The sequence below is a fragment of the Geminicoccus sp. genome, from assembly GCF_036263595.1.
Taxonomy (GTDB): domain Bacteria; phylum Pseudomonadota; class Alphaproteobacteria; order Geminicoccales; family Geminicoccaceae; genus Geminicoccus.
This window is the reverse complement of the sequence record NZ_DATAGQ010000022.1, coordinates 12,213-30,390: the sequence shown is the minus strand read 5'-3', so window position 1 is coordinate 30,390 and position 18,178 is coordinate 12,213. Positions and strand designations below refer to the sequence as shown.

At 68.6% G+C, this 18,178-nt stretch carries 16 protein-coding genes; 4 read left to right on the top strand and 12 right to left on the bottom strand.

Annotated features, from left to right (window positions below):
- Nucleotides 1–19 precede the first annotated feature (19 nt).
- From VHL31_RS01560 to VHL31_RS01525, 8 genes are all read right to left on the bottom strand, one after another.
- Nucleotides 20–619, bottom strand: coding sequence for a hypothetical protein (locus VHL31_RS01560; RefSeq protein WP_329659441.1), 600 nt, complete (start codon nt 617–619; stop codon nt 20–22).
- Nucleotides 620–696: 77 nt separating this feature from the next.
- Nucleotides 697–921 carry an ATP synthase subunit C family protein gene (locus VHL31_RS01555; RefSeq protein ID WP_329659440.1) on the bottom strand — a complete coding sequence of 75 codons (225 nt, stop codon included), beginning with the start codon at nt 919–921 and terminating at the stop codon, nt 697–699.
- An 89-nt stretch (nt 922–1,010) separates the two neighbouring features.
- Nucleotides 1,011–1,733, bottom strand: a complete 723-nt coding sequence (locus tag VHL31_RS01550) for a F0F1 ATP synthase subunit A (RefSeq protein WP_329659439.1) — start codon at nt 1,731–1,733, stop codon at nt 1,011–1,013.
- Between the two features lie 20 nt (nt 1,734–1,753).
- Nucleotides 1,754–2,107, bottom strand: coding sequence for an AtpZ/AtpI family protein (locus VHL31_RS01545; protein WP_329659438.1), 354 nt, complete (start codon nt 2,105–2,107; stop codon nt 1,754–1,756).
- A gap of 151 nt (nt 2,108–2,258) precedes the next feature.
- A complete protein-coding gene (locus tag VHL31_RS01540; protein WP_329659437.1) occupies nt 2,259–6,326 on the bottom strand; it encodes an AAA family ATPase in 4,068 nt (1,355 codons plus the stop codon).
- Between the two features lie 14 nt (nt 6,327–6,340).
- Nucleotides 6,341–6,934: a DsbA family protein gene (locus tag VHL31_RS01535; RefSeq protein ID WP_329659436.1), complete on the bottom strand. Its 594-nt coding sequence runs from the start codon at nt 6,932–6,934 to the stop codon at nt 6,341–6,343.
- A 90-nt stretch (nt 6,935–7,024) separates the two neighbouring features.
- Nucleotides 7,025–8,140 carry a tetratricopeptide repeat protein gene (locus tag VHL31_RS01530; RefSeq protein WP_329659435.1) on the bottom strand — a complete coding sequence of 372 codons (1,116 nt, stop codon included), beginning with the start codon at nt 8,138–8,140 and terminating at the stop codon, nt 7,025–7,027.
- Entirely contained in the window at nt 8,137–8,625 is a 489-nt protein-coding gene (locus VHL31_RS01525) for a DUF721 domain-containing protein (protein ID WP_329659434.1), read from the bottom strand. Before VHL31_RS01525 ends, VHL31_RS01530 begins: the two co-directional genes overlap by 4 nt.
- Before the next feature lie 98 nt (nt 8,626–8,723).
- Between VHL31_RS01525 and VHL31_RS01520 the strand changes: the two genes are divergently transcribed.
- Both VHL31_RS01520 and VHL31_RS01515 read left to right on the top strand, forming a co-directional pair.
- Entirely contained in the window at nt 8,724–9,824 is a 1,101-nt protein-coding gene (locus VHL31_RS01520; RefSeq protein WP_329659433.1) for an A/G-specific adenine glycosylase, read from the top strand.
- On the top strand, nt 9,824–11,806 hold the full coding sequence (locus tag VHL31_RS01515; RefSeq protein WP_329659432.1) for an AsmA family protein: 1,983 nt from the start codon (nt 9,824–9,826) through the stop codon (nt 11,804–11,806). Before VHL31_RS01520 ends, VHL31_RS01515 begins: the two co-directional genes overlap by 1 nt.
- On the opposite strand, the gene VHL31_RS01510 is transcribed toward VHL31_RS01515, so the two are convergent.
- Both VHL31_RS01510 and rsmI read right to left on the bottom strand, forming a co-directional pair.
- Nucleotides 11,800–12,147: a YraN family protein gene (locus VHL31_RS01510; protein ID WP_329659431.1), complete on the bottom strand. Its 348-nt coding sequence runs from the start codon at nt 12,145–12,147 to the stop codon at nt 11,800–11,802. The two genes, VHL31_RS01515 and VHL31_RS01510, sit on opposite strands and share 7 nt — an antisense overlap.
- Nucleotides 12,144–13,043: a 16S rRNA (cytidine(1402)-2'-O)-methyltransferase gene (gene rsmI, locus VHL31_RS01505; RefSeq protein ID WP_329659430.1), complete on the bottom strand. Its 900-nt coding sequence runs from the start codon at nt 13,041–13,043 to the stop codon at nt 12,144–12,146. Before rsmI ends, VHL31_RS01510 begins: the two co-directional genes overlap by 4 nt.
- Here rsmI and VHL31_RS01500 point away from each other — a divergent pair, their 5' ends adjacent.
- Both VHL31_RS01500 and VHL31_RS01495 read left to right on the top strand, forming a co-directional pair.
- Nucleotides 13,044–14,288 carry a penicillin-binding protein activator gene (locus VHL31_RS01500; protein WP_329659429.1) on the top strand — a complete coding sequence of 415 codons (1,245 nt, stop codon included), beginning with the start codon at nt 13,044–13,046 and terminating at the stop codon, nt 14,286–14,288.
- Between the two features lie 138 nt (nt 14,289–14,426).
- Complete coding sequence (locus VHL31_RS01495; protein WP_329659428.1) at nt 14,427–16,370, top strand: putative bifunctional diguanylate cyclase/phosphodiesterase; 1,944 nt, start codon at nt 14,427–14,429, stop codon at nt 16,368–16,370.
- Here VHL31_RS01495 and VHL31_RS01490 read toward each other — a convergent pair.
- Nucleotides 16,257–17,006 carry an SDR family oxidoreductase gene (locus tag VHL31_RS01490; RefSeq protein WP_329659427.1) on the bottom strand — a complete coding sequence of 250 codons (750 nt, stop codon included), beginning with the start codon at nt 17,004–17,006 and terminating at the stop codon, nt 16,257–16,259. The two genes, VHL31_RS01495 and VHL31_RS01490, sit on opposite strands and share 114 nt — an antisense overlap.
- Nucleotides 17,003–18,169, bottom strand: coding sequence for a tetratricopeptide repeat protein (locus VHL31_RS01485; RefSeq protein ID WP_329659426.1), 1,167 nt, complete (start codon nt 18,167–18,169; stop codon nt 17,003–17,005). The genes VHL31_RS01490 and VHL31_RS01485 overlap by 4 nt, the downstream gene beginning before the upstream one ends.
- Between the last annotated feature and the right edge of the window lie 9 nt (nt 18,170–18,178).

Here is an 18,178-nt window from a genome sequence, read left to right as displayed (position 1 = left end):
AGCCAGAAATACTCCATCATCACGCGGCCTCCTTCACCACCGCCGCAAGGGCCGCTTCCGCTGCCGCGCGCGGGATCTCCTTGCCGATCAGGCGCTTCGTGGCAGCCTGGGCGACATCGACGGCGACAGTGTTGAGTTCCGCCATCGCCGTGTCGCGGGCTGCACGGATACGCTTCTCGGCATCCGCGACCTTGGCGGCCAGTGCCTGGTCCAGCTCGGCCTGCCGCGCCGTATTCTCGGCGATCAGGCGCTCGCGGGTCTCGCGGAGCTGGGTGCCTGCCTTGCCCTGCGCATCGGCCACCACCTGCTGGTAGCGTACCAGCGCGGCCTCGGCTTCTTCACGCAGCTTGGTCGCCCGGTCGAGATCAGCAGCGATCCGGTTCTGCCGCGTCTCCAGGACGGCGCCGACTCGCGGCAACGCCTTCGTACGGAACAGCCAGAACAGCAGGAGGAAGCTGACCGCCAGCCAGAAGATCTGGCTGGGGAAGGTCGACGCGTCGAGCTGCGGCAGCCCGACCGACTGACCATGAGCCGCCTCGCCTTCGACAGCGGCTAGCACCGGGACCGCCAGCAGCAAGGCCGGCAGGCTCGTGATCGTTGAACGCAACAGACGCTGCATCGGCCCCGTTCTCCCGAAGACATCCAAGGGAAATCGGGCGGCTGCGCATCCAGGATGGCGGCCGCCCGCTCTCGGGATCAGGTGAACAGGATCAGGAACGCGATCAGCAGCGCGAAGAGCGCCACCGCCTCGACCAGCGCAAAGCCGATAATGGCGTACGGGAAGACCCGCTGCTGGACGGAAGGATTACGACCCACGGTCGCGATCAGGGTCGAGAAGATGTTGCCGATGCCCAGACCGACACCGAACAGCGCGAAGGTCGCGATGCCGGCGCCGATCATCTTTGCTGCCATAACGTCCATTGAGTTCACTCCGAAAAGCGGCGCGGAACGTGCGCCATTACCACCTTTACTTCACACCCACATGGGGGCCTGGCGAACCTACGGCCCTGTCAATGCATGTGGATCGCGTCGTGCAGGTAGATGCAGGTGAGGACCGTGAAGATGTAGGCCTGCAGGAAGGCCACCACGACCTCGAAACCGAGCAGCGCCACGGTCACGGCCAAGGGCGCGAAGCCGAAGAAGCCGAGGGCGGCGATGAAGCCGGCGAATACCTTCAGCATCATGTGGCCGGCCATCATGTTCACGAACAGACGGACGGACAGGCTGATGGGCCGCACGCAGTAGGAAATGATCTCGATCGGCACCAGCAGCGGGATCATCGCCTTGGGCGCGCCCGCCGGCACGAAGAAGTGCAGGAAATGGCTGCCGTGGAGGACGAAGCCCAGCACCGTGATCAGCACGAACACCGTGATCGCCATCGCGAAGGTCACGATGATGTGGCTGGTGAAGGTGAAGGCCATCGGGATCAGGCCAAGCATGTTCCCAAACAGGATGAACATGAAGAGCGTGAAGATCGCCGGGAAGAAGCGCATGCCCTCCCGGCCGGCATTGTCCTTGATCAGGCCTGCGATGAATTCGTAGGCGAGCTCGACCACGGATTGGAGGCGGCCGGGGATCAGCGCGGCCTGCCGCGAGCCTACCATGACCAGGGCATAGGCCGTGCCCACGGTGATCATCATCCACAGGGCGGACTGGGTGAACGACAGGTCCAGCCCCGCGACGTTGATCGGAACGAGCGGGGTGATGCTGAATTGATGCAGCGGATCGGCCACGGGATCGCCCTCGTCCGGTTTCAGTCCGGCCCGCGACCCTGCCTTCCACCCCCGTCCCCCTTCGGATCGACCATGCCGATCCGCACCAGGTGACGCCAAGCGTTGAGCATGCCAGCCGCAGTGCCGAGCAGGAATAGCAGAATGGTCAGGAACGGGCGCGTCTCGAGCCAGCTATCCAGCGCCAGACCAATGCCCACGCCCGCGACGACCCCGACGACCAGCTCGATCCCGACGGTGAGCCCTGTGCCGAAGTTCAGTTTCGGACGGTCCGGGTCGGTGCCGTCGCCCTCGCCCACCGGCTCGCCTTTCTGCTTCGCGGCGCGGATGCGCTGCTCCAGATCGGCGAAAGCAGGGTCGTGGTCGTCGTTTGCCATCCATCCCATACCTTAGGGACGCACGCGGACGGGCATTACCCGTTCGGTCCGACCCGAGGCGAGCGGCAACCTACTCGGCGAAAGACGGAGGTCAAGCGTCCGTGATCACGGTATTGGGGTCGCGACGCCAAAAAGACGGCTTTGGACGTGCTCAGGCCGTCCGTCGCATCTCCAGCGCCCTGCCCAGCTCGACCGACACCAGCCGGCTGACCCCCCGTTCCACCATTGTCACCCCATAGAGCCGGTCCATCCGTGCCATGGTGAGCGGGTGGTGGGTGACGACCAGGAAGCGGGTCCCGGTGCGCGACGCAATCTCCTGGACCAGATCGACCAGCCGGCCGACATTCGCGTCGTCCAATGGTGCGTCGACTTCGTCCAGCACGCAGAGCGGCGACGGATGGGCGAGGAAGAAGGCGAAGATCAGGCAGAGCGCGGTGAGTGCCTTCTCGCCGCCGGACATCAGCGACAGGCTGGTGAGCTTCTTGCCCGGTGGGCTCGCCTCCAGCTCCAGGCCACCTTTCAGCGGATCCGCCGGGTCGGTCAGTCGGATCCGCGCCGTGCCGCCATTGAACAATCTGGTGAACAGCTCTTCGAAATGTCGTTCGACGACCGCGAACTGATCGAGCAGGCGCTGCCGCGCCTCCGAATCCAGCGAGCGCACCGCCTTGATCAGCCGGCCGGCCGCCTCCTCCAGCTCGGTCTTCTCGGCCACGAGCTGGTCCAGATCCTCCCGCGCCGCCACTGCTTCCTCGGCAGCCAGCAGGTTGACCGCACCCAGCCGGTCGCGGCCGGTCCTCAGGCGGCGGACACGCTCCTCAAGCTCCACGATCGGTGCCTGCACCATGTTCCGGTCCGGCTCGGGCAAGGGACTGTCGGCGAAGCGCTCGGTCAGCTCCTCCTTTAAGGCAGCCAGCGCAGCCTGGGCGGCCTGATGCGCGCTGCGAGCCTCGGCCGCCCGCAAGGCCGCCTCCCGCTCGGCCTGCTCGGTCGCCGCCAGCGCATCCCGGCGCCGCTTTAGGACAGTGTCGGCTTCGTGCGAGGCAGCACGCGCGGCCGTGACCGCTGCCGCCTCGGCCAGCTCGGCCTCCACCAGTGCGCCGGCCTCGCCGGCCAGCCGATCGGCCGATCCGGCAGCGAGGTCGGCGCGAGCACCCAGCTCGGCCGCACGGCGCGCAGCCTCGGCAATGGCCGCTCCGATCCTTTCCTGCTCCGTATCCAGCCGGCTGCGGCGTTCGGCACGATGGGTGGAACGTTCCCGAAGCAGCTGGAGCTCGGCCGTCGCCTGCGCGAAAGCCCGCTCGGTCCGGCCAGCCTCTTCGCGTGCCTGTGCCAGCGCCTTCTCCGCCGTGGCCGCCTGGAGGCGCACATCCTCCAGCGTTGCCGTGGCTCGTTCGAGTTCAGCCGCACAGTCGTCGGCCTGCTCGACCAGCCGGGCCCTGTCCTGGGCGTGACGGGCCGCATCGGCCTCGGCCGCCGCGTGCTCGGCCACGATCCGCGTGCGGGCAGCCTGGAAGCTGGCCTCGGCTTCACGAGCCCGGATCGCCATTTCGCCGATCTGCTGGCGCAGGCGTCCGATCCGTGCGGCCAGACCGGAGGCACCCTGGTTGGCGGCATCGCGCTCGCGCTCGGCCTGGCCGACCGCTGCCGAGAGCTCCGCCCGTCGCGACCGGATGGCCGAAAGCTCGGACCCGATGGTGTCAAGATCCGGAAGGACTGCCTTCTCGGTATCCAGCTCGGTCTGGTCGGCTGCAAGGGCTTCCTCCGCCGACGACAGCCGCACGGCCGCCGCCGCCAGTTCGGCCTGCCGCCTGCCCCAGGCTTCATCCTTCGCAAGGGCATCTGCAGCCGCCCGCTCCGCGGCCTGCAGGTCAGCGCGAGCCAGCCCGACCAGGCTCTCGCTCTCCGCGACATGCCGGCGGGCCTGGACGACGTTCTGCTCGGCAGCGGATCGCTCGGCTTCGCAGGTGGCCAGGACCGGCCGCTCGGCCTCGATCGTCGCGTCCAGCCGCCGCAGGCGATCGCGCTGGGCAAGGAGGAGGGCAGCGGCATCCGGCGCTCCCGGCCGGCGGACATAGCCGTCCCAACGCCAGAGCCCGCCATCGGCGCTGACCAGGGCACCACCAGGCGGCAGATATGGCTGCAGCGCCGGCGCCGAAGCCGCCTCCACGAGCCAGACCGGTGCCAGGGCGCCAGCCAGAGGACCGGGCACCTGCACCAGGTCCGCCAGCCTGGGCAGGTGCGACAGCTCCGACACGACCGGTAGATCCGGATCCGCCTTATGCCGGCGCCAGTGACGCGGCGCCGCATCATCGAGGGATGCGCTGAGCCCTTCGCCCAGGGCGGCAGCCAGCGGTGCCGCCAGATCCTCGGCCACGTCGATGGCGGCCATCACCTCGTCGGCGCGGATGGGCGGCAGCAGGGCGACGAGCTCCCGGCGCTCAGCCTCGTGGCGAGCCAGACCGGTAGCGGCAGCAGTTGCGGCGGCCAGCCGGGCGGCACGGTCGGCCTCGGCTTCGCTCAGCCTCGCTCGTGCATCGGCAAGGGTGGCTTCGCCAGCCTGCAGGCGGTCTCGGGCCTGCCCGAGCTGGCCGGCCGTGGCCTGCACACCCTGAGCCGGACGCAGGCCGAGCTTTCCCTCAGCGTCGGCCAGATCCTTCCGCTGCCGGTCCACGACGCGACGACGTTCCGACAGCGCTGCCTGCCGGCGTTCCAGGCGCTGCTGCTGCTCCACCAGTTCGGTGCGTCGCCGTTCCAGGCCCGGCAGGGCTTGCGCCACCGCGTCCCGCTCGGCCAGCAGGCGGACCAAGGCCGTTTCGGCGGCAGCGACGCGAGCAAGCGCGTCTGGCTGGCCTGCTTCGGCCGCGGCGAGATCGGCCTCCAACGTTGCCAGTGCGTGGCGAAGTTCCGCGGCCCGCTGGTCCTGCTCGGGAGGGACGAGGCCTGCCAGCCGCAGGCTGGTAGCGGCCAGCTCTGCTTCTACCCGGGCCAGATCGGCCGCCAGCCTGTCCCGCCGTTCACGGATTCGGGCAACGTCCGCCTCCTGGGCAAACCGTGCCTCGCGCGCCTTCAGCGCTGCCCCTTCGGCCGTCGTCAGTTCACCTGTGCCATTGGCCGCGGCGGCTTCCAGCCGAGGAAGGTCGGCCGACCGTCGGCTCTCGGTCGAGGCTGCTGCCTCATCCTCCGCTTGAAGGAAGTTGTGCTCCGCAGCGGCCGAGGCTGCCTGCTCTTCCGCCTCCGAGCGGGCCCGCAGGGCTGCATCCCGTCGTTCGGCCAGTTCCTGTGCGCCAGCGCGCGCCGCCTCTGCCTCGGAGCGACGGGCGGCGACACGCTCCGCCAGTGCGGCGTGCCGCGGAACCAGGCGGTTCAGCTGCACTTGCGCCGCAATGGCCGCGGCCTCGGCGGCCTCGGCGGCGCTCTTGGCGACCCGGTAGGCTTGGTCGGCCTGTCCGGCCACTGCGTCGGCCGCCCGCGCCGCGGCGGCCGCTTCATCCTGGCGCTGCCTGGCACTCAGCAGCCGGGCCAGCGCCAGGGCGGCCTCGGCATCACGCAGTTCCCTGGCCAGCTTGCGATAGCGCTCGGCCTGGGCCGCCTGGCGGGTCAACTGCTCGACACGGGTCTGCAGGGAGACGATCAGGCCGGCGATGCGGGCAAGGTTGCCCTCGGTCTGCAGGAGCTTGCTCTCGGCCTCTCGCTTGCGGCTCTGCAACCCGCCAACGCCGGCCGCCTCCTCGAGAAAGCGCCGCCGGTCTTCCGGCTTCGCCTCGATGACCGCCTGCACCTGTCCCTGCGCCACGATCGCGGTGCCGCGGGCCCCGGCACCAGCGTCCTGGAACAATCGCTGGACGTCGCGCGCACGGACCTCTCGGCCGGCGATGCGGAAGTTGGAACCATGGCCGCGGGTGATGGTGCGGCGGACCTCGGCGATCCCGTCTGTGGCGTGGCGCGCATAGTCGGTGAGGTCGCCCTCAATCACGACCATGACATCCGCCAGCTCCCGCGCCGAGCGGTTGCCGGCACCGGCGAAGATGACGTCGTCCATGTCGTCGCCGCGCACGCCGCGAGCGGAGGCCTCGCCGCTGACCCAGCGCAGCGCGTCGACGATATTCGACTTCCCGCAGCCGTTCGGCCCCACCACCCCCGTAAGGCCCGGCTCCAGGGCCAGCTCGACCCTGTCGGCAAACGACTTGAAGCCGTGGATGACGATCCGGGTCAGGCGCAACGTCTAGATGCCGATCACTGGATGAGCGGGTCCAGGATCTCGCTGAAGCCGCCCACGCCGGCATCGCCCGCATAAAGCTCGCCGTTGATCAGGAAGCTCGGCGTGGACTGGATGCTGTGCTGCTTCTCGCCGTCCAGCCGCATCTGGAGGATCGAGTTGCCCAATTCCTGGTCGGCCAGGCAGGCATCCATCCGCGCGTCCGTCAGCCCACCGAGCTTGGCCAGCTGGCGAAGTGCCGCCATCGGATCGTCGGATCGCGCCCAACGGTCCTGGCTCGCGAAGAAGGCCGACACGAAGTTCATCGCCCGGTCCGGCCCTGCGCAATGGGCGAGGATCGAGGCCTGCACCGCCAGCTGATCGAGCGGGAAGTCGCGGAACACCAGCCGGACCTTGCCCGTATCGATGTACTTCGTCTTCAGGGCCGGCAGCGTCACGTTGTGGAAATGAGCGCAGTGCGGGCAGGTCATCGAGGCGTACTCGACCATCGTGACCGGCGCATCGGGGGAGCCGAGGCTGAGTTCGGTCGTGGTTTCCGCGAGGGCCGGGCGGAGGCCGACCAGGCAGCAGATTCCTGCTCCGGTGAGCAGCAGCGAGCGACGATCCGGCATGGTTTCTCCGAAGCTTCGGGCAGGGCCGGGTCCGTCCGGCCACCGCGGCGGTTCTATTCCATAGTTGGGTGGACGGCGGAAGACGAGCGTTCAGGCACCGGGCGTGAGGGAAGCCCGCTGTTCCGCCCAGGCATCAGCGGCGGTCCGAGCCCTGGTCTGCTGCGCAGAACTCAGTACGGTGCTCAGGCGATCCAGCCGCTCCGTGGCACGTGGATGGTCGTTGCGGGCGGCAAGCAGGTACCACTCATAGGCGGCGATGGGATCGCGTGGTCCGAGTCGGCCGCGGTCGTAGAGTTCCGCCAGCTTGAACATGGCCTTCTCATCGCCAGTCCCCGCAGCCCGCTCGTACCAGTCGGCGGCGAGCCTGGCATTCGACGGCAGCTCACCTGTGTCGGCATAAAGGTCCCCCAGCCTGGCATAGGCACGGGTGTCGCCAGCCGCCGCCGCCTGCTCGAACAGCTCGACTGCCCGCACCTTGTCGGGCGTGACGCCTTCGCCGTCGGCATAGCGCTTGGCGATCGTGAACAGGGACTGGGCGTGGTTGTTCTCGCCGGCAAGCTCATAGTAGCGCAGCGCCTCGTCGATCTGCACGCCGACCCCGGCCTCGCCGCGCTCGAACATCCGAGCCAGCTTCACATAGCTGCTCACCCGGCCGGCCTGCGCCGCCTGTGTGTACCAGTAGACGGCAAAGTCGCCGTTCTGCGCCACACCGCGCCCCTCGCGGTAGAGGTCGCCAAGCCATTCCTGGGCCTGCGCATCGCCTGCATCGGCACGGGGCTCGATCAGTGCCCTGACTTGGTCATAGTACTTTGCCGCCTCGCCCAGGTCGCGCGGCACGCCCTCGCCCAGATAGAGGAGGTTGGCCAGCCGGAGCTGCGCGTCGACCAGTCCATCCGCAGCCGCCTGCCGGTAGTACCCCATTGCCCGGTCGCGATCTGCCTGGGTGGCACCCGGCCCGCTCTCGAGCAGCCTCGCATACTCGTAGAGGACGGTCGGATCGCCGGTCGCGGCAAGCGTTGCATAGACCGCAAGCGCCTGGTCACGTTCGCCGGCATCGGCGAGGCTGCGGGCCCGGGCCAGATCAGCGGGTTTCACAGCTGGACGCGTGACGCCGCCCAGGGGCAGGAGGTCCGGGAGTTTCGGCATCTGGGTGCAGGCGCCGAGCATGACCGCCAGCGCCACGATCGGTATCGCCCGGCGGCTCACCGGCGGGTTCCGTTCAGGACCGCGATGGAGCAGCCCAGCCTGAGCAGCGCCTCGGCCAGCTGCGGATCCCCGACCTTCTCGGTGTCTGCCCGCAGCTTCTCCACCTGCTCGGAACTGGGCGTCGACCGGGCCGCCCGACGGACACGCGGCACCGGCCGGCCCGGCGGCGCCTGAACCACCTTCAGGCGCGCGACGGCAGCAAAGCCGTAATAGGCATTGATCCGCTCCACGACCTGCCGCTCGGCGAACTGCAGGTCGAGAGCGGCCGAGGCGGCGGCATGCAGCAGCAAGGTGCCGCCACTCTGCCGACCCGGCTGGAAGGTGAGCTTGATCGGCTGGCAGCGAGACGACAGGCGTTCACCTACCACGAGCGTCCAATCGGCGATCAGCGTGGCGGCGGCCAGGCCACGCTTGCGCGCCGCGGGGCCGACGACAACGTCGACCATGTCGCTGAGCGTCTGGTTCCTGGTCGACCGCACTGCCACTTCATCCTCCGTTCCGCCAAAGGCAGCATACTGCTCTGGCCGACGCAGGTGGAGCATGCCACAGCCACCACGACAGAAAAATGCGGGAGCGGCAGCTATTGAACACGGAGGCGGGTGCAGAAGAGGGGCCCCGGCCGGTCGCATCGGTGATCGCCCTGCTGACATGGTACGACAAGGCACGCCGCAAGCTACCCTGGCGAGCGCTGCCCGGCGAGGCGGCTGATCCATGGGCGGTGTTGGTCAGCGAGATCATGCTGCAGCAGACGACGGTCGCCACCGTCCGCAGCCGCTTCACGCCATTTCTCCAGCGCTTCCCCACGCCCTCGGCCCTGGCTGCAGCCTCCATGGACGAGGTGCTGCATGCCTGGCAGGGGCTGGGCTACTATCGGCGGGCGCGGGCACTGAAGGCCTGCGCCGAGGCGGTCGTGGCGATCCACGGTGGGGTCGTGCCAGGCGATCTCCCGGCCCTGCTCGACCTGCCGGGTCTCGGTCCCTACACGGCACGCGCCGTGGCGGCGATCGCGTTCAACCGGATGGCGGTGCCGGTGGACGCGAACGTTGCCCGGGTGCTGGGCCGCGTCATCGCGCTGGAGCTGCCGCCGGCGAGGGCAGCCCGGACGCTGCAGGCGGCAGCGGATACGCTGGCGGATCCGATCCGACCAGGCGATGTGGCCCAGGCCTTGATGGAGCTGGGCGCGCTGGTCTGCTCGCCAAAGGTGCCATCCTGCCTGATCTGCCCGCTGCAGTCGGACTGCCGGGGGTTCGCGTCAGGTGAACCGGAGCGCTACCCGGGACGCCCGGAGGTGAAGGAGCGTGGTGCCCGCTTTGCGGTGATGTTCCTCCTGGAGGACCCGAACGGCGCATTCCTGTTCCGGCAGCGGCCGGCAACGGGCCTCCTGGCTGGCATGATCGAGCTGCCCTCGACGCCATGGCAGGCGGAGCCGCCAGATGCCCCGCAAGTTCGCGACGCAGCCCCGATCGATGCCGCCTGGCAGGAGGTCCCTGGCGAGATCCTCCATCAGTTCACCCACCTGGACCTGTCGATGCGGCTGATGCGTGCTAGAATTACCGCGAGCAGCCCGCCAGGCATCTGGATGCCGCCGGAGGGCTTCTCGACCCTGGCGCTGCCGACCCTGACGGTCAGGCTGCTGCGCCACGCCGGTATCTGGCCGGAAGCCGGAAGCAAGAGGTCCAGGTAATGCGCATCGTCACGATCGTTCTCGCCGTCCTGGCCGTGCTCGTCGTGGCGGTCCTGGCAGCCCCGCTGCTGATCCCGCGCGACTGGCTTGTGGCGAAAGTTTCCGACTTGGTCCGTGAGGCCACCGGCCGCCCCTTCGCCGTCGATGGCGACGTCTCCCTCTCGCTGATCCCGACGCCACGGCTGGTGGCGGAACAGATCCGGGTTGGCGAGGGGGACACACCGTTGCTTCGGCTGGCCAAGCTGGAGGCCGTGGTGGGGCTGGCGCCGCTCTTGAGCGGCCGGATCGACCTGGAGCGCCTCATTCTGGCGGAGCCGGTGGCGACGCTGCGCGTGGACGCGAACGGCCAGAACAACTGGTCGACACGAACGAACCCGCCCGAACAGCCGTCGTCGTCCTCCCCCGATCCGGCCGCCGGCGCATCGTCGCTGCCGGACCTGGCCCTGGGCGACGTGCGGATCGAGGATGGCGTGGTCGATTACGCCGACGCCCGGTCGGGCGTGGCCGAGCGGGTCGAGGCGATCAACCTGACGGTGGACGCACCTGCACTGGCCGGTCCGGCGGCGCTGAAAGGCAATGCGCAGGTGCGGGGCGAGAGGGTCGACCTGGACCTGAGAGTCGCGGAACTCGGCGAGCTGATCGAGAAATCGGCCAGCCCCGGCAGCGTCGCGATCGATGGCCCCATTTCGCTGAGCCTGGACGGCCTGCTGTCCACCAGCCCCTCCGGCAAGATCCGGGTCGAAATGCCGGACGTCGGCAAAGCGCTGCAGTGGGCAAAGGTCACCGTACCAGCCAAGGCGCCGCTACCACGGCAGCTGACCCTGACCGGCGACCTGAAGGTGGACGGCAAGGTGGTGAGCCTGGGCGCGGCCGAGCTTGCCAGCGACCTCCTCCAGGGCACGGGCACCGTCCAGTATGATGGCAGCGCAGCCCGGCCCAAGCTAGCAGGTGCGTTCAACACCGGTGTCGTCGACATTGAGCGGCTCATTCCCAGGCGACCGGACGAGCCGGCACCGGCTGCCGCCCCGCCGGCCCAAGCGGCCCAGGCAGCCCAGCCGACCGGCGCACCGGAGCCCCCGGCACCGTCAGACACCCCGCTGAACCTGCCGACCTCCTTGCCCGTCGACCTGGATGTCACCTTGAGGGTGGGCGGCGTGACGACGTCGGGCCTGACCTTGGGACCAAGTCAGGTTCGCACCACGTCCGGGGCAAACTACCTCTTGGTCCAGTTGCTGGAGGTGCGTGCGTATAACGGCACCCTGACCGGGCAGATCAATTCGGCGGCCGATGCCAACAAGATCCCCCGCCTGGCGGTCAAGCTGGCCGCTTCAGGCGTCCAGGTCGGCCCGCTGCTCCGGGATCTGACCAAGGAGGAGGAGAGCCTGGATGGCAGGCTGGCCCTGAATGTCGATGTGACCGGTGACGGGCGCAGCGTGAACAGCCTGCTCGGGAACATGGATGGCAAGGCAGATGTCAGGCTGCTCGCAGCGACAGCCAAGGGCTTCGATCTTACGCGGCTGTCAGGGGATCCGGCGCAGATTGCGGCCGTGCTCGCCCGCGAGGGGTGGCGTGGCGGCAGCACCCGGATCGACCAGGCCAGCGCCAGTTTCGCTATCGCGAACGGCATGGCGGTGTCGAACGACGTCACGGGGCAGGCGCCGCCGCTCCAGGTCTCGGGCAATGGCCGGATCAACCTTGGCGCGCGCCGGATCGACCGGATCGAGCTGGTCTCCAAGGCCATGGCCGGCCAGGAGCAGAGCGCGCTCGGACAGTTGCCCACGGTGCCGATCGTGATCTCGGGCCCGTTCGAGAACCTCAGCGTGTCGGTGAACACGAAGGGAGCGCTCGAAGCGTTGGCAAAGGACCCTAAAACGGTGCAGCGCGTGATCGATCAGGTGAACAAGCTGGGCGGGAAGGACGGCAAGCCCTTGATCCCGGAAGATGCCGGCAAGCTGCTGGAGGGCCTGCTCGGCCGTCAGTAGATGTCGCCGACATTCTGCAGGTGGAATGGCAGGCGCCAGGGAACGATCACGATGAGGTCGAAGCGCAGAGTCAGCTGCTGCTGCGCCGGATGCCGGGCCAGCCATGCATCGGCCGCCCGTCGCCAGCGCCGCCGCTGCTTGGCACCCACGGCTTCCAGCCCCGCATCCCGGGTGGGCCGCGCCTTCACCTCGACGAAAGCCACCACCCTGCCACGACGTGCCACCAAGTCGATCTCGCCTACCGGCGTGCGGAATCGCCGCTCCAGGATCTGCCAGCCCTTCAGCCGCAGCCAAAGCGCGGCCCTTCCTTCGGCGGACCGGCCGATCCGGTCGGCGGTCATCCTTCGTCCTTGCGAGCCACGCGCCGGTAGACCTCGTTGGCATCAAGCCCGAACTGGGCGGCGACGAAGCGGGCGGCCTGACGAGGCGGCATGCTGGCTGCAGCCGCGGCGAACGCAGCGGTCAGCGTGGCGTCGTCCACCTCGGCCGCTTCCGCTGAGGGTGGGCCAATCACCAGGACGATCTCGCCCTTCGGTGCGCCGCGCCCGGCGAAGACACGGACGAGTTCCGGCAGGCTGCCGCGCACCGTTTCCTCAAATCGCTTGGTAAGCTCCCGGCAAACGGCTGCCTGCCGGTCGCCCAGCACGTCCGCCGCATCGGACAGCGCCTCTTCCAGCCGATGCGGCGCCTCGTAGAGCACGAGCGTCGACGGAACTGCCGCGATCTCCGCAAGGACGGCTCGCCTGGCCGCTCGTCTGGCCGGCAGGAAGCCCTGGAAAAAGAACCGGTCGGTCGGAAGGCCGGCCACGACCAGGGCTGCCAGCAGGGCGGAAGCACCCGGTACCGGCACGACGTTGCTGCCTTGCGCGATCGCGGCGCCGACCAGCTTGAAGCCCGGGTCGGAGATCAGCGGCGTGCCGGCATCGGAGATCAGGGCGAGCCTGCCGCCGGCGGCGAGCTGAGCCAGGATCTTCGGCCGGAGCGCCTCGGCATTGTGTTCATGATAAGCGGTCATCGGCCTGTTGAGGCCCAGATGCCCAAGGAGACGCCGGGACACGCGCGCATCCTCGCACAGGATCCGGTCCACGCCCGCCAGCACTCTGGCGGCACGCGCAGTCGTGTCGCCGAGGTTACCGATCGGTGTGGCGACGACATAGAGGCCGGCGGTGAGTTCTCCTTTGGCAGCGCTTCCGCTAGCTTCCTCGTCGTCGAATTCATCCGCGGGTTCGTCCGCCACGTGCGCCCTGTCCTTCGCCTCGAGGTCATCGTCGTCATGCGTCCAGCCAAGACGATCACGCCAGCCGCCACCATCCTGCTGGCCGTCATCATGCTCGTGGCCGCATGCGCGCCGCAACGGCAGGTTCCCTGGCGGCCAACACAGCCGACTGCGCCGGTGACGCCGCCCGCGATGGCCATGCAGCCCAAGGCGGCGCTCCTGCTGCCACTTACGGGGCCGGCCGCTGCTGTCGGCCAGGACCTGCTGGACGCGGCCCAGATGGCGCTGTTCGACGCTGGCGACAACCAGCTGGAGCTGATGCCGTTCGATACGGGCAGTGAGCCGGACGGTGCTACGGTGGCTGCGCGCGCGGCCATTGCCAGTGGCGCGAACGTTATCATCGGACCGCTGTTTGGACGATCGACGGTCGCTGTGACGCCGCTGGCCACCAGCGCAGGCGTCGAGGTCTTCTCTCTGTCCAACGACTCCAGCGTCGCCAGGCCTGGCATATGGGTCATGGGCTTCGGTCCCGAGCAGCAGGTCGACCGGGTCGTGCGCTTCGCGGCCCAGACCGGAGTCAACCGAATGGCAGCCCTGGCACCGGCGGATGCCTTCGGGACCCGGGCGATCCAGGCCTTCCAACGGGCCGTCGGCGCGACAGGCACCGCTCGGATCGTCGACATCGCCACCTACGACGCCAGCAATAGTACGCCGACCGATGCGGTGGGACGGGTGGCTACGGGGCTGGGTGTCGGACCGGCAACAGAGGGCGGCGCTCTGTCGGCACCTGATTCGGCGGTCCTGATCGCGGATGGTGGTGCGCGGCTCCGGGCGGTCGCATCGTTGCTGGCCTATCATGATATCGATCCACGCTCCGTCCGGCACCTCGGCACCTCGCGCATTCAGGACGATGCGGCCGCCCTGCTGGATCCTCAGCTCCAGGGCACTTGGTTCGCGGGGGCACCTCCGGAAGGAGCCGAAGAGTTCGCAACGCGCTTCCGCAGCCTGTTCAACCGTAGCCCGAGCTCGGTGGCACTGCTGGCCTACGACACCACCGCGATGGTTGCCGGCCAGTCGCGCGCTGGCCCGCTCGACCCGGCCGCGTTCCTGGACAGCCAGGGCTTCGTCGGCCGCGCCGGGATCTTCCGCCTGCTGCCGGACGGGCGGACCGAACGGGGCTTGGCGGTACTCGAGGTGAACCAGGGTACGGCACAGGTGGTCGATCCGGCTCCATTGACCTTCCGTGAGCAGTTCGCCGCCCGCTGACGGAGGTTGGAGCACCTCGCTCCGCCAGCAAAGATCGCGTTGCGGTTAATTATGAGATAGCTAATTCAACTGTAGCTTGTGCCTTTGGTTTCTGTGGTTTACCGAGGATCCACCGCTTCCGGTTGATCAGGATGCCTCATGGTTCAGGACGAAGGTCCGGGCAAAGGCCGCCCGCGCGGCCTCTTCGAGGCACCCGGCCTCTGGCGAGACGCGTACCCCTCAGGGCGCACGTCCAGCGTCGTCACCTTCGCCGCCCGGGTGCGAGCCGATCTCGGCCATTCGCCTCAGCGGCGGATCCTCCTGATCGGGGAGGACGAGGATGCGATCGCCGCGATCATCGACCTGCTCGGCCTCCTGGGCAGGGACCGCTACGACCACGCGCGCCTGTCCCACCTGCCGCTCAGCTTCAACCGGAACGGTCCTGCCTACGATGCTGTCGTCCTGGCAGCAGAATCCAGCCCGGCCGACAGCCTGCCCATCTGCGCCCGGCTCCAGGCGGCCGACCTGTCCGCGCCCGTCATTCTGGTCGCCACGGGGATCGACGACGACACACTCGGCCAAGCGATCGATGTCGGGGTAAGCGAGGTACTGGATGCGCTGGACCTGGACGCCCAGGGCCTCGATCGTGCGATCCAAACCGCAGTCGCGCGGCACCGCCGCGAGGAGCGGCTGCAAATCGAGGCGCGCCTGGACGACCTTACCGGCCTTGCCAACCGGACGTCGTTCCGCGACCGGCTGGACCATGCCCTGACCCTGGCCCGCCGCGGGAACGGCAAGGTCGCGCTGCTCATGATCGACCTGGACGGGTTCAAGGCGGTCAACGACCGCTATGGCCATCCATCCGGCGATGAACTGCTGAAGCGAGTCGGCGAGCGGATGCGGAGCCGAGTGCGCGAGAGCGACACGGTGGCACGGCTGGGTGGCGACGAGTTCGGCGTACTCTTGCCCAATATCGTACGGCGCGAGGATGCGTCCGTCGTGATCCGCAAGCTCCTCGACACGATCAGGCCGCCGGTCCAGCTGGATGCCTACACGGCATCGATCACGGCCAGCATTGGTGTCGCGATCTTCCTCGACCACGCCGCGGATGCCGGCCAGCTGATCCGTCTGGCCGACGCCGCAATGTACCGGGCGAAGAACGATGGCGGCAACGGATGCGCCTGGCACGGTGAGGCCAGGGTGGCAGCGAGGCCGGAAGCCGAGGAGCTGGCGCATGCCTGCGCAGCAGACGCCGTGACGATCAGTCTGCGGCCGCAGATTGCCCTTGCTCCTGGCAGGATCGTCGTAGGCATGCGACCTACGTGGCATCATCCGCGCTCCGGCATGGTCGACCTGCTCGCGCTGCGGACCCTGGTGGAAGAAGCGGGCCTGATCGATCGGCTGACCGAGCAGCTGCTGAGCGAAGCCGTTCAGAAACTGCAGGCATGGCAGCGACATGGGTTCACGCAGGTGGAGGTCGCAATCCCCATGCTGTCCCGCCGGCCCCTGGCCTGGGCCGACCTCGCCCAGCAGGTCGGCGCCCGCATGAGACAGTATGACCTGTCTCCGGCACGGCTGCAGATCGAGATCGATGAGGCCCAGTTCGTCGATGACCTGACGAGGGGCGGTCATGGCATCGCGGCCTTCCGCGAGACAGGCGTGCGGCTCGCCGTCGATCGCTTCGGCAGCGGGGTGACCCCCTTGGCGTTGCTGACAAGTCTTCGCCCCGCGGCCCTGCGCCTTTGCGAGGAAGCGCTCGATCCTCATGGCAGCCGCGAAAAGCGCGCGATGTTCCAGTCCGTGACGGCGCTTGCGAGTTGCCTTGGCATCCGGACCGTGGCGATGGGGGCGAACGATGCTGACCGTATGGCGATGGCCCGTTCGATCGGCGTGGATGCCGTGGAAAGCACGCTCGGCTATGCCCATCAAGGCGACGCCTGTCTGTCCTGGCTTCAGGTCGCGACCAGGCGGGCCTGCCGTTCCACTGCGTCAGCCGATATGCATTCCACCATCAACGATGATCATCTGCCCGGTGACCGACCCGGCTGCCAGGAGATAGCGCAGCGCCGCCACGACTTCCTCGGTGCTTCCAGTCTGACCTAGCGGAGCGCGGGCCGCCAGGCGGGCACTGGCTTCCTCGTCCATGTCTACGTCGCGGATGGCGACCCCCGGACCGATTCCTACGACGCGAATACGGGGCGCCAGTTCCCGCGCCATCATGCGCGTTGCCGTCCACAGCGCCGTCTTGGCCAGCGTATAGGAGAACCGGCGCGCGGTGGGCTTCAGCACGCGCTGATCCAGCATGTTGACGATCACCCCGTGAGCCGTAGCCGGAAGCTGCGAGGCGAAAGCCTGGCTCAGCACGAGCGGCGAGACCAGGTCGACCGCCAGGACCTCCCCGGTCACGGTTGCCTGCATGGTCATCAGGCGGTCATCGGGAAAGGTGGCAGCGCTGTTGACCAGCACGCCCATCGGACCGAGCGCGGCCTCGCTGTCATCCAGCAGCCGCTGGCACCCGCCCGGATCGGCGAGATCGCCCGTGACGGTGCAGGTCCGCCTGCCCAGCGCCTGCACTTCGTCGGCCAGACGCTGCAGGTCGTCGTCCAGCTGGCGGCCGTGCAAGGCCATGTCGAAGCCATCCGCCGCCAGGGCAAGGACCATGGCGCGACCGAGCCTTCTCGCCGAGCCGGTGACCAGGGCCCGCCGCGGAACCGCCGGATCGGGACCGGCCGCCGTCACTTTTCAAGCTCGAGGAACTCGTGCCAGACGTAGCCGCGTCCCCCCGTAGGAACGCTGATCTCCAGCCAGCCCTGCCGCTCGCCCACGACCTGGACCCGTTCCCCACTAGCCAGGCTGCCCAGCCGGTTGGCGTGGGTGCTGGGGCCTAGCCGGTAATTCACCGCGCGCGTGGTGATGTAGAAGGCACCTTGCTGGGCGGGGCCGTTGTCCGCCGAGGCGGTGCGTTGGGCGTCCTCCCTGGCAGCCCGTTGCCTGGCCCCGAGCGCGGTCGCCATCTCCATGTCGTGGCGGGCTTCGTCCACCCGGCCCATTGCTTCAAAGGCACGGCCACGGTTGAGCCAGGCATCGACGTTGGCGGGGTCGAGCTCGATCGCCCGACCATAGTCCGAGAGGGCCCGTTCGGTGTCGGCAAGCCGCCAGCGTATCGAGCCACGGTTGACATAGGCGTCCGCGAACTCGGGCCGCAGATCGATGGCCTGATTGAAGTCGGCAAGAGCTCGCTGGTTGTCGTCCAGGTTTGCCCAGGTGCTGCCACGTGCATTCCAGGCGATGGCCATCCGCGGTGCCAGCTCGATGGCCGTGGTAAGGTCGTCGATCGCCTCGACGAGATAGCCTTCACGCCGCAGCAGGTCGCCGCGGTCGAAATAGGCCTCGGCGTAGCGGGGGTTCAGCTCTAGGGCGCGATTCAAGGCGGCATAGGCGCGGTCGAACTCCCCCTTCTCGTCCAGCAGCACGCCGCGGCGGCGCCAGACCTGGGGTGACCTGGGGCTGAGTGCCTGCGCCTGCTCCACATCGCTCAGTGCTCCGTCGATGTTGCCGAGATCCTGGCGGATTGCGGCACGGATCAACCAGGCTCCGGCGTGGTCGGGCTGGACCTTGATCGCCTCGTCCAGATCGATCAGGGCATCATCAACGGCACCGCTGGCCCGGCGGGCAATCGCACGGTAGCGCAGGAACTCCGCCTTGGAGACGGTGTCCTCCTGCGACACCTCCCGTATTGCCTTTGTGCAGGCCTCGATCCGCAGGGCCGGGTCACGAACGGCCGTGCGGCATGTTCCAGCGGCATGTTCGTCCGCCTTGGCCGGGCCACCTATCGTGACGAACACGATCACGATGCCGAGGCTGATCTCGCGGCAGATCCGGGCTAGAGTGAGGGAGGGCACAAGCACTTG

Excerpts from the sequence above, each read along its gene's own strand:
- VHL31_RS01560 (WP_329659441.1), bottom strand. The coding sequence starts at position 619 with ATGCAGCGTCTGTTGCGTTCAACGATCACGAGCCTGCCGGCCTTGCTG.
- VHL31_RS01555 (WP_329659440.1), bottom strand. The coding sequence starts at position 921 with ATGGACGTTATGGCAGCAAAGATGATCGGCGCCGGCATCGCGACCTTC.
- VHL31_RS01545 (WP_329659438.1), bottom strand. The coding sequence starts at position 2,107 with ATGGCAAACGACGACCACGACCCTGCTTTCGCCGATCTGGAGCAGCGC.
- VHL31_RS01535 (WP_329659436.1), bottom strand. The coding sequence starts at position 6,934 with ATGCCGGATCGTCGCTCGCTGCTGCTCACCGGAGCAGGAATCTGCTGC.
- VHL31_RS01515 (WP_329659432.1), top strand. The coding sequence starts at position 9,824 with ATGCGCATCGTCACGATCGTTCTCGCCGTCCTGGCCGTGCTCGTCGTG.
- VHL31_RS01510 (WP_329659431.1), bottom strand. The coding sequence starts at position 12,147 with ATGACCGCCGACCGGATCGGCCGGTCCGCCGAAGGAAGGGCCGCGCTT.
- VHL31_RS01495 (WP_329659428.1), top strand. The coding sequence starts at position 14,427 with ATGGTTCAGGACGAAGGTCCGGGCAAAGGCCGCCCGCGCGGCCTCTTC.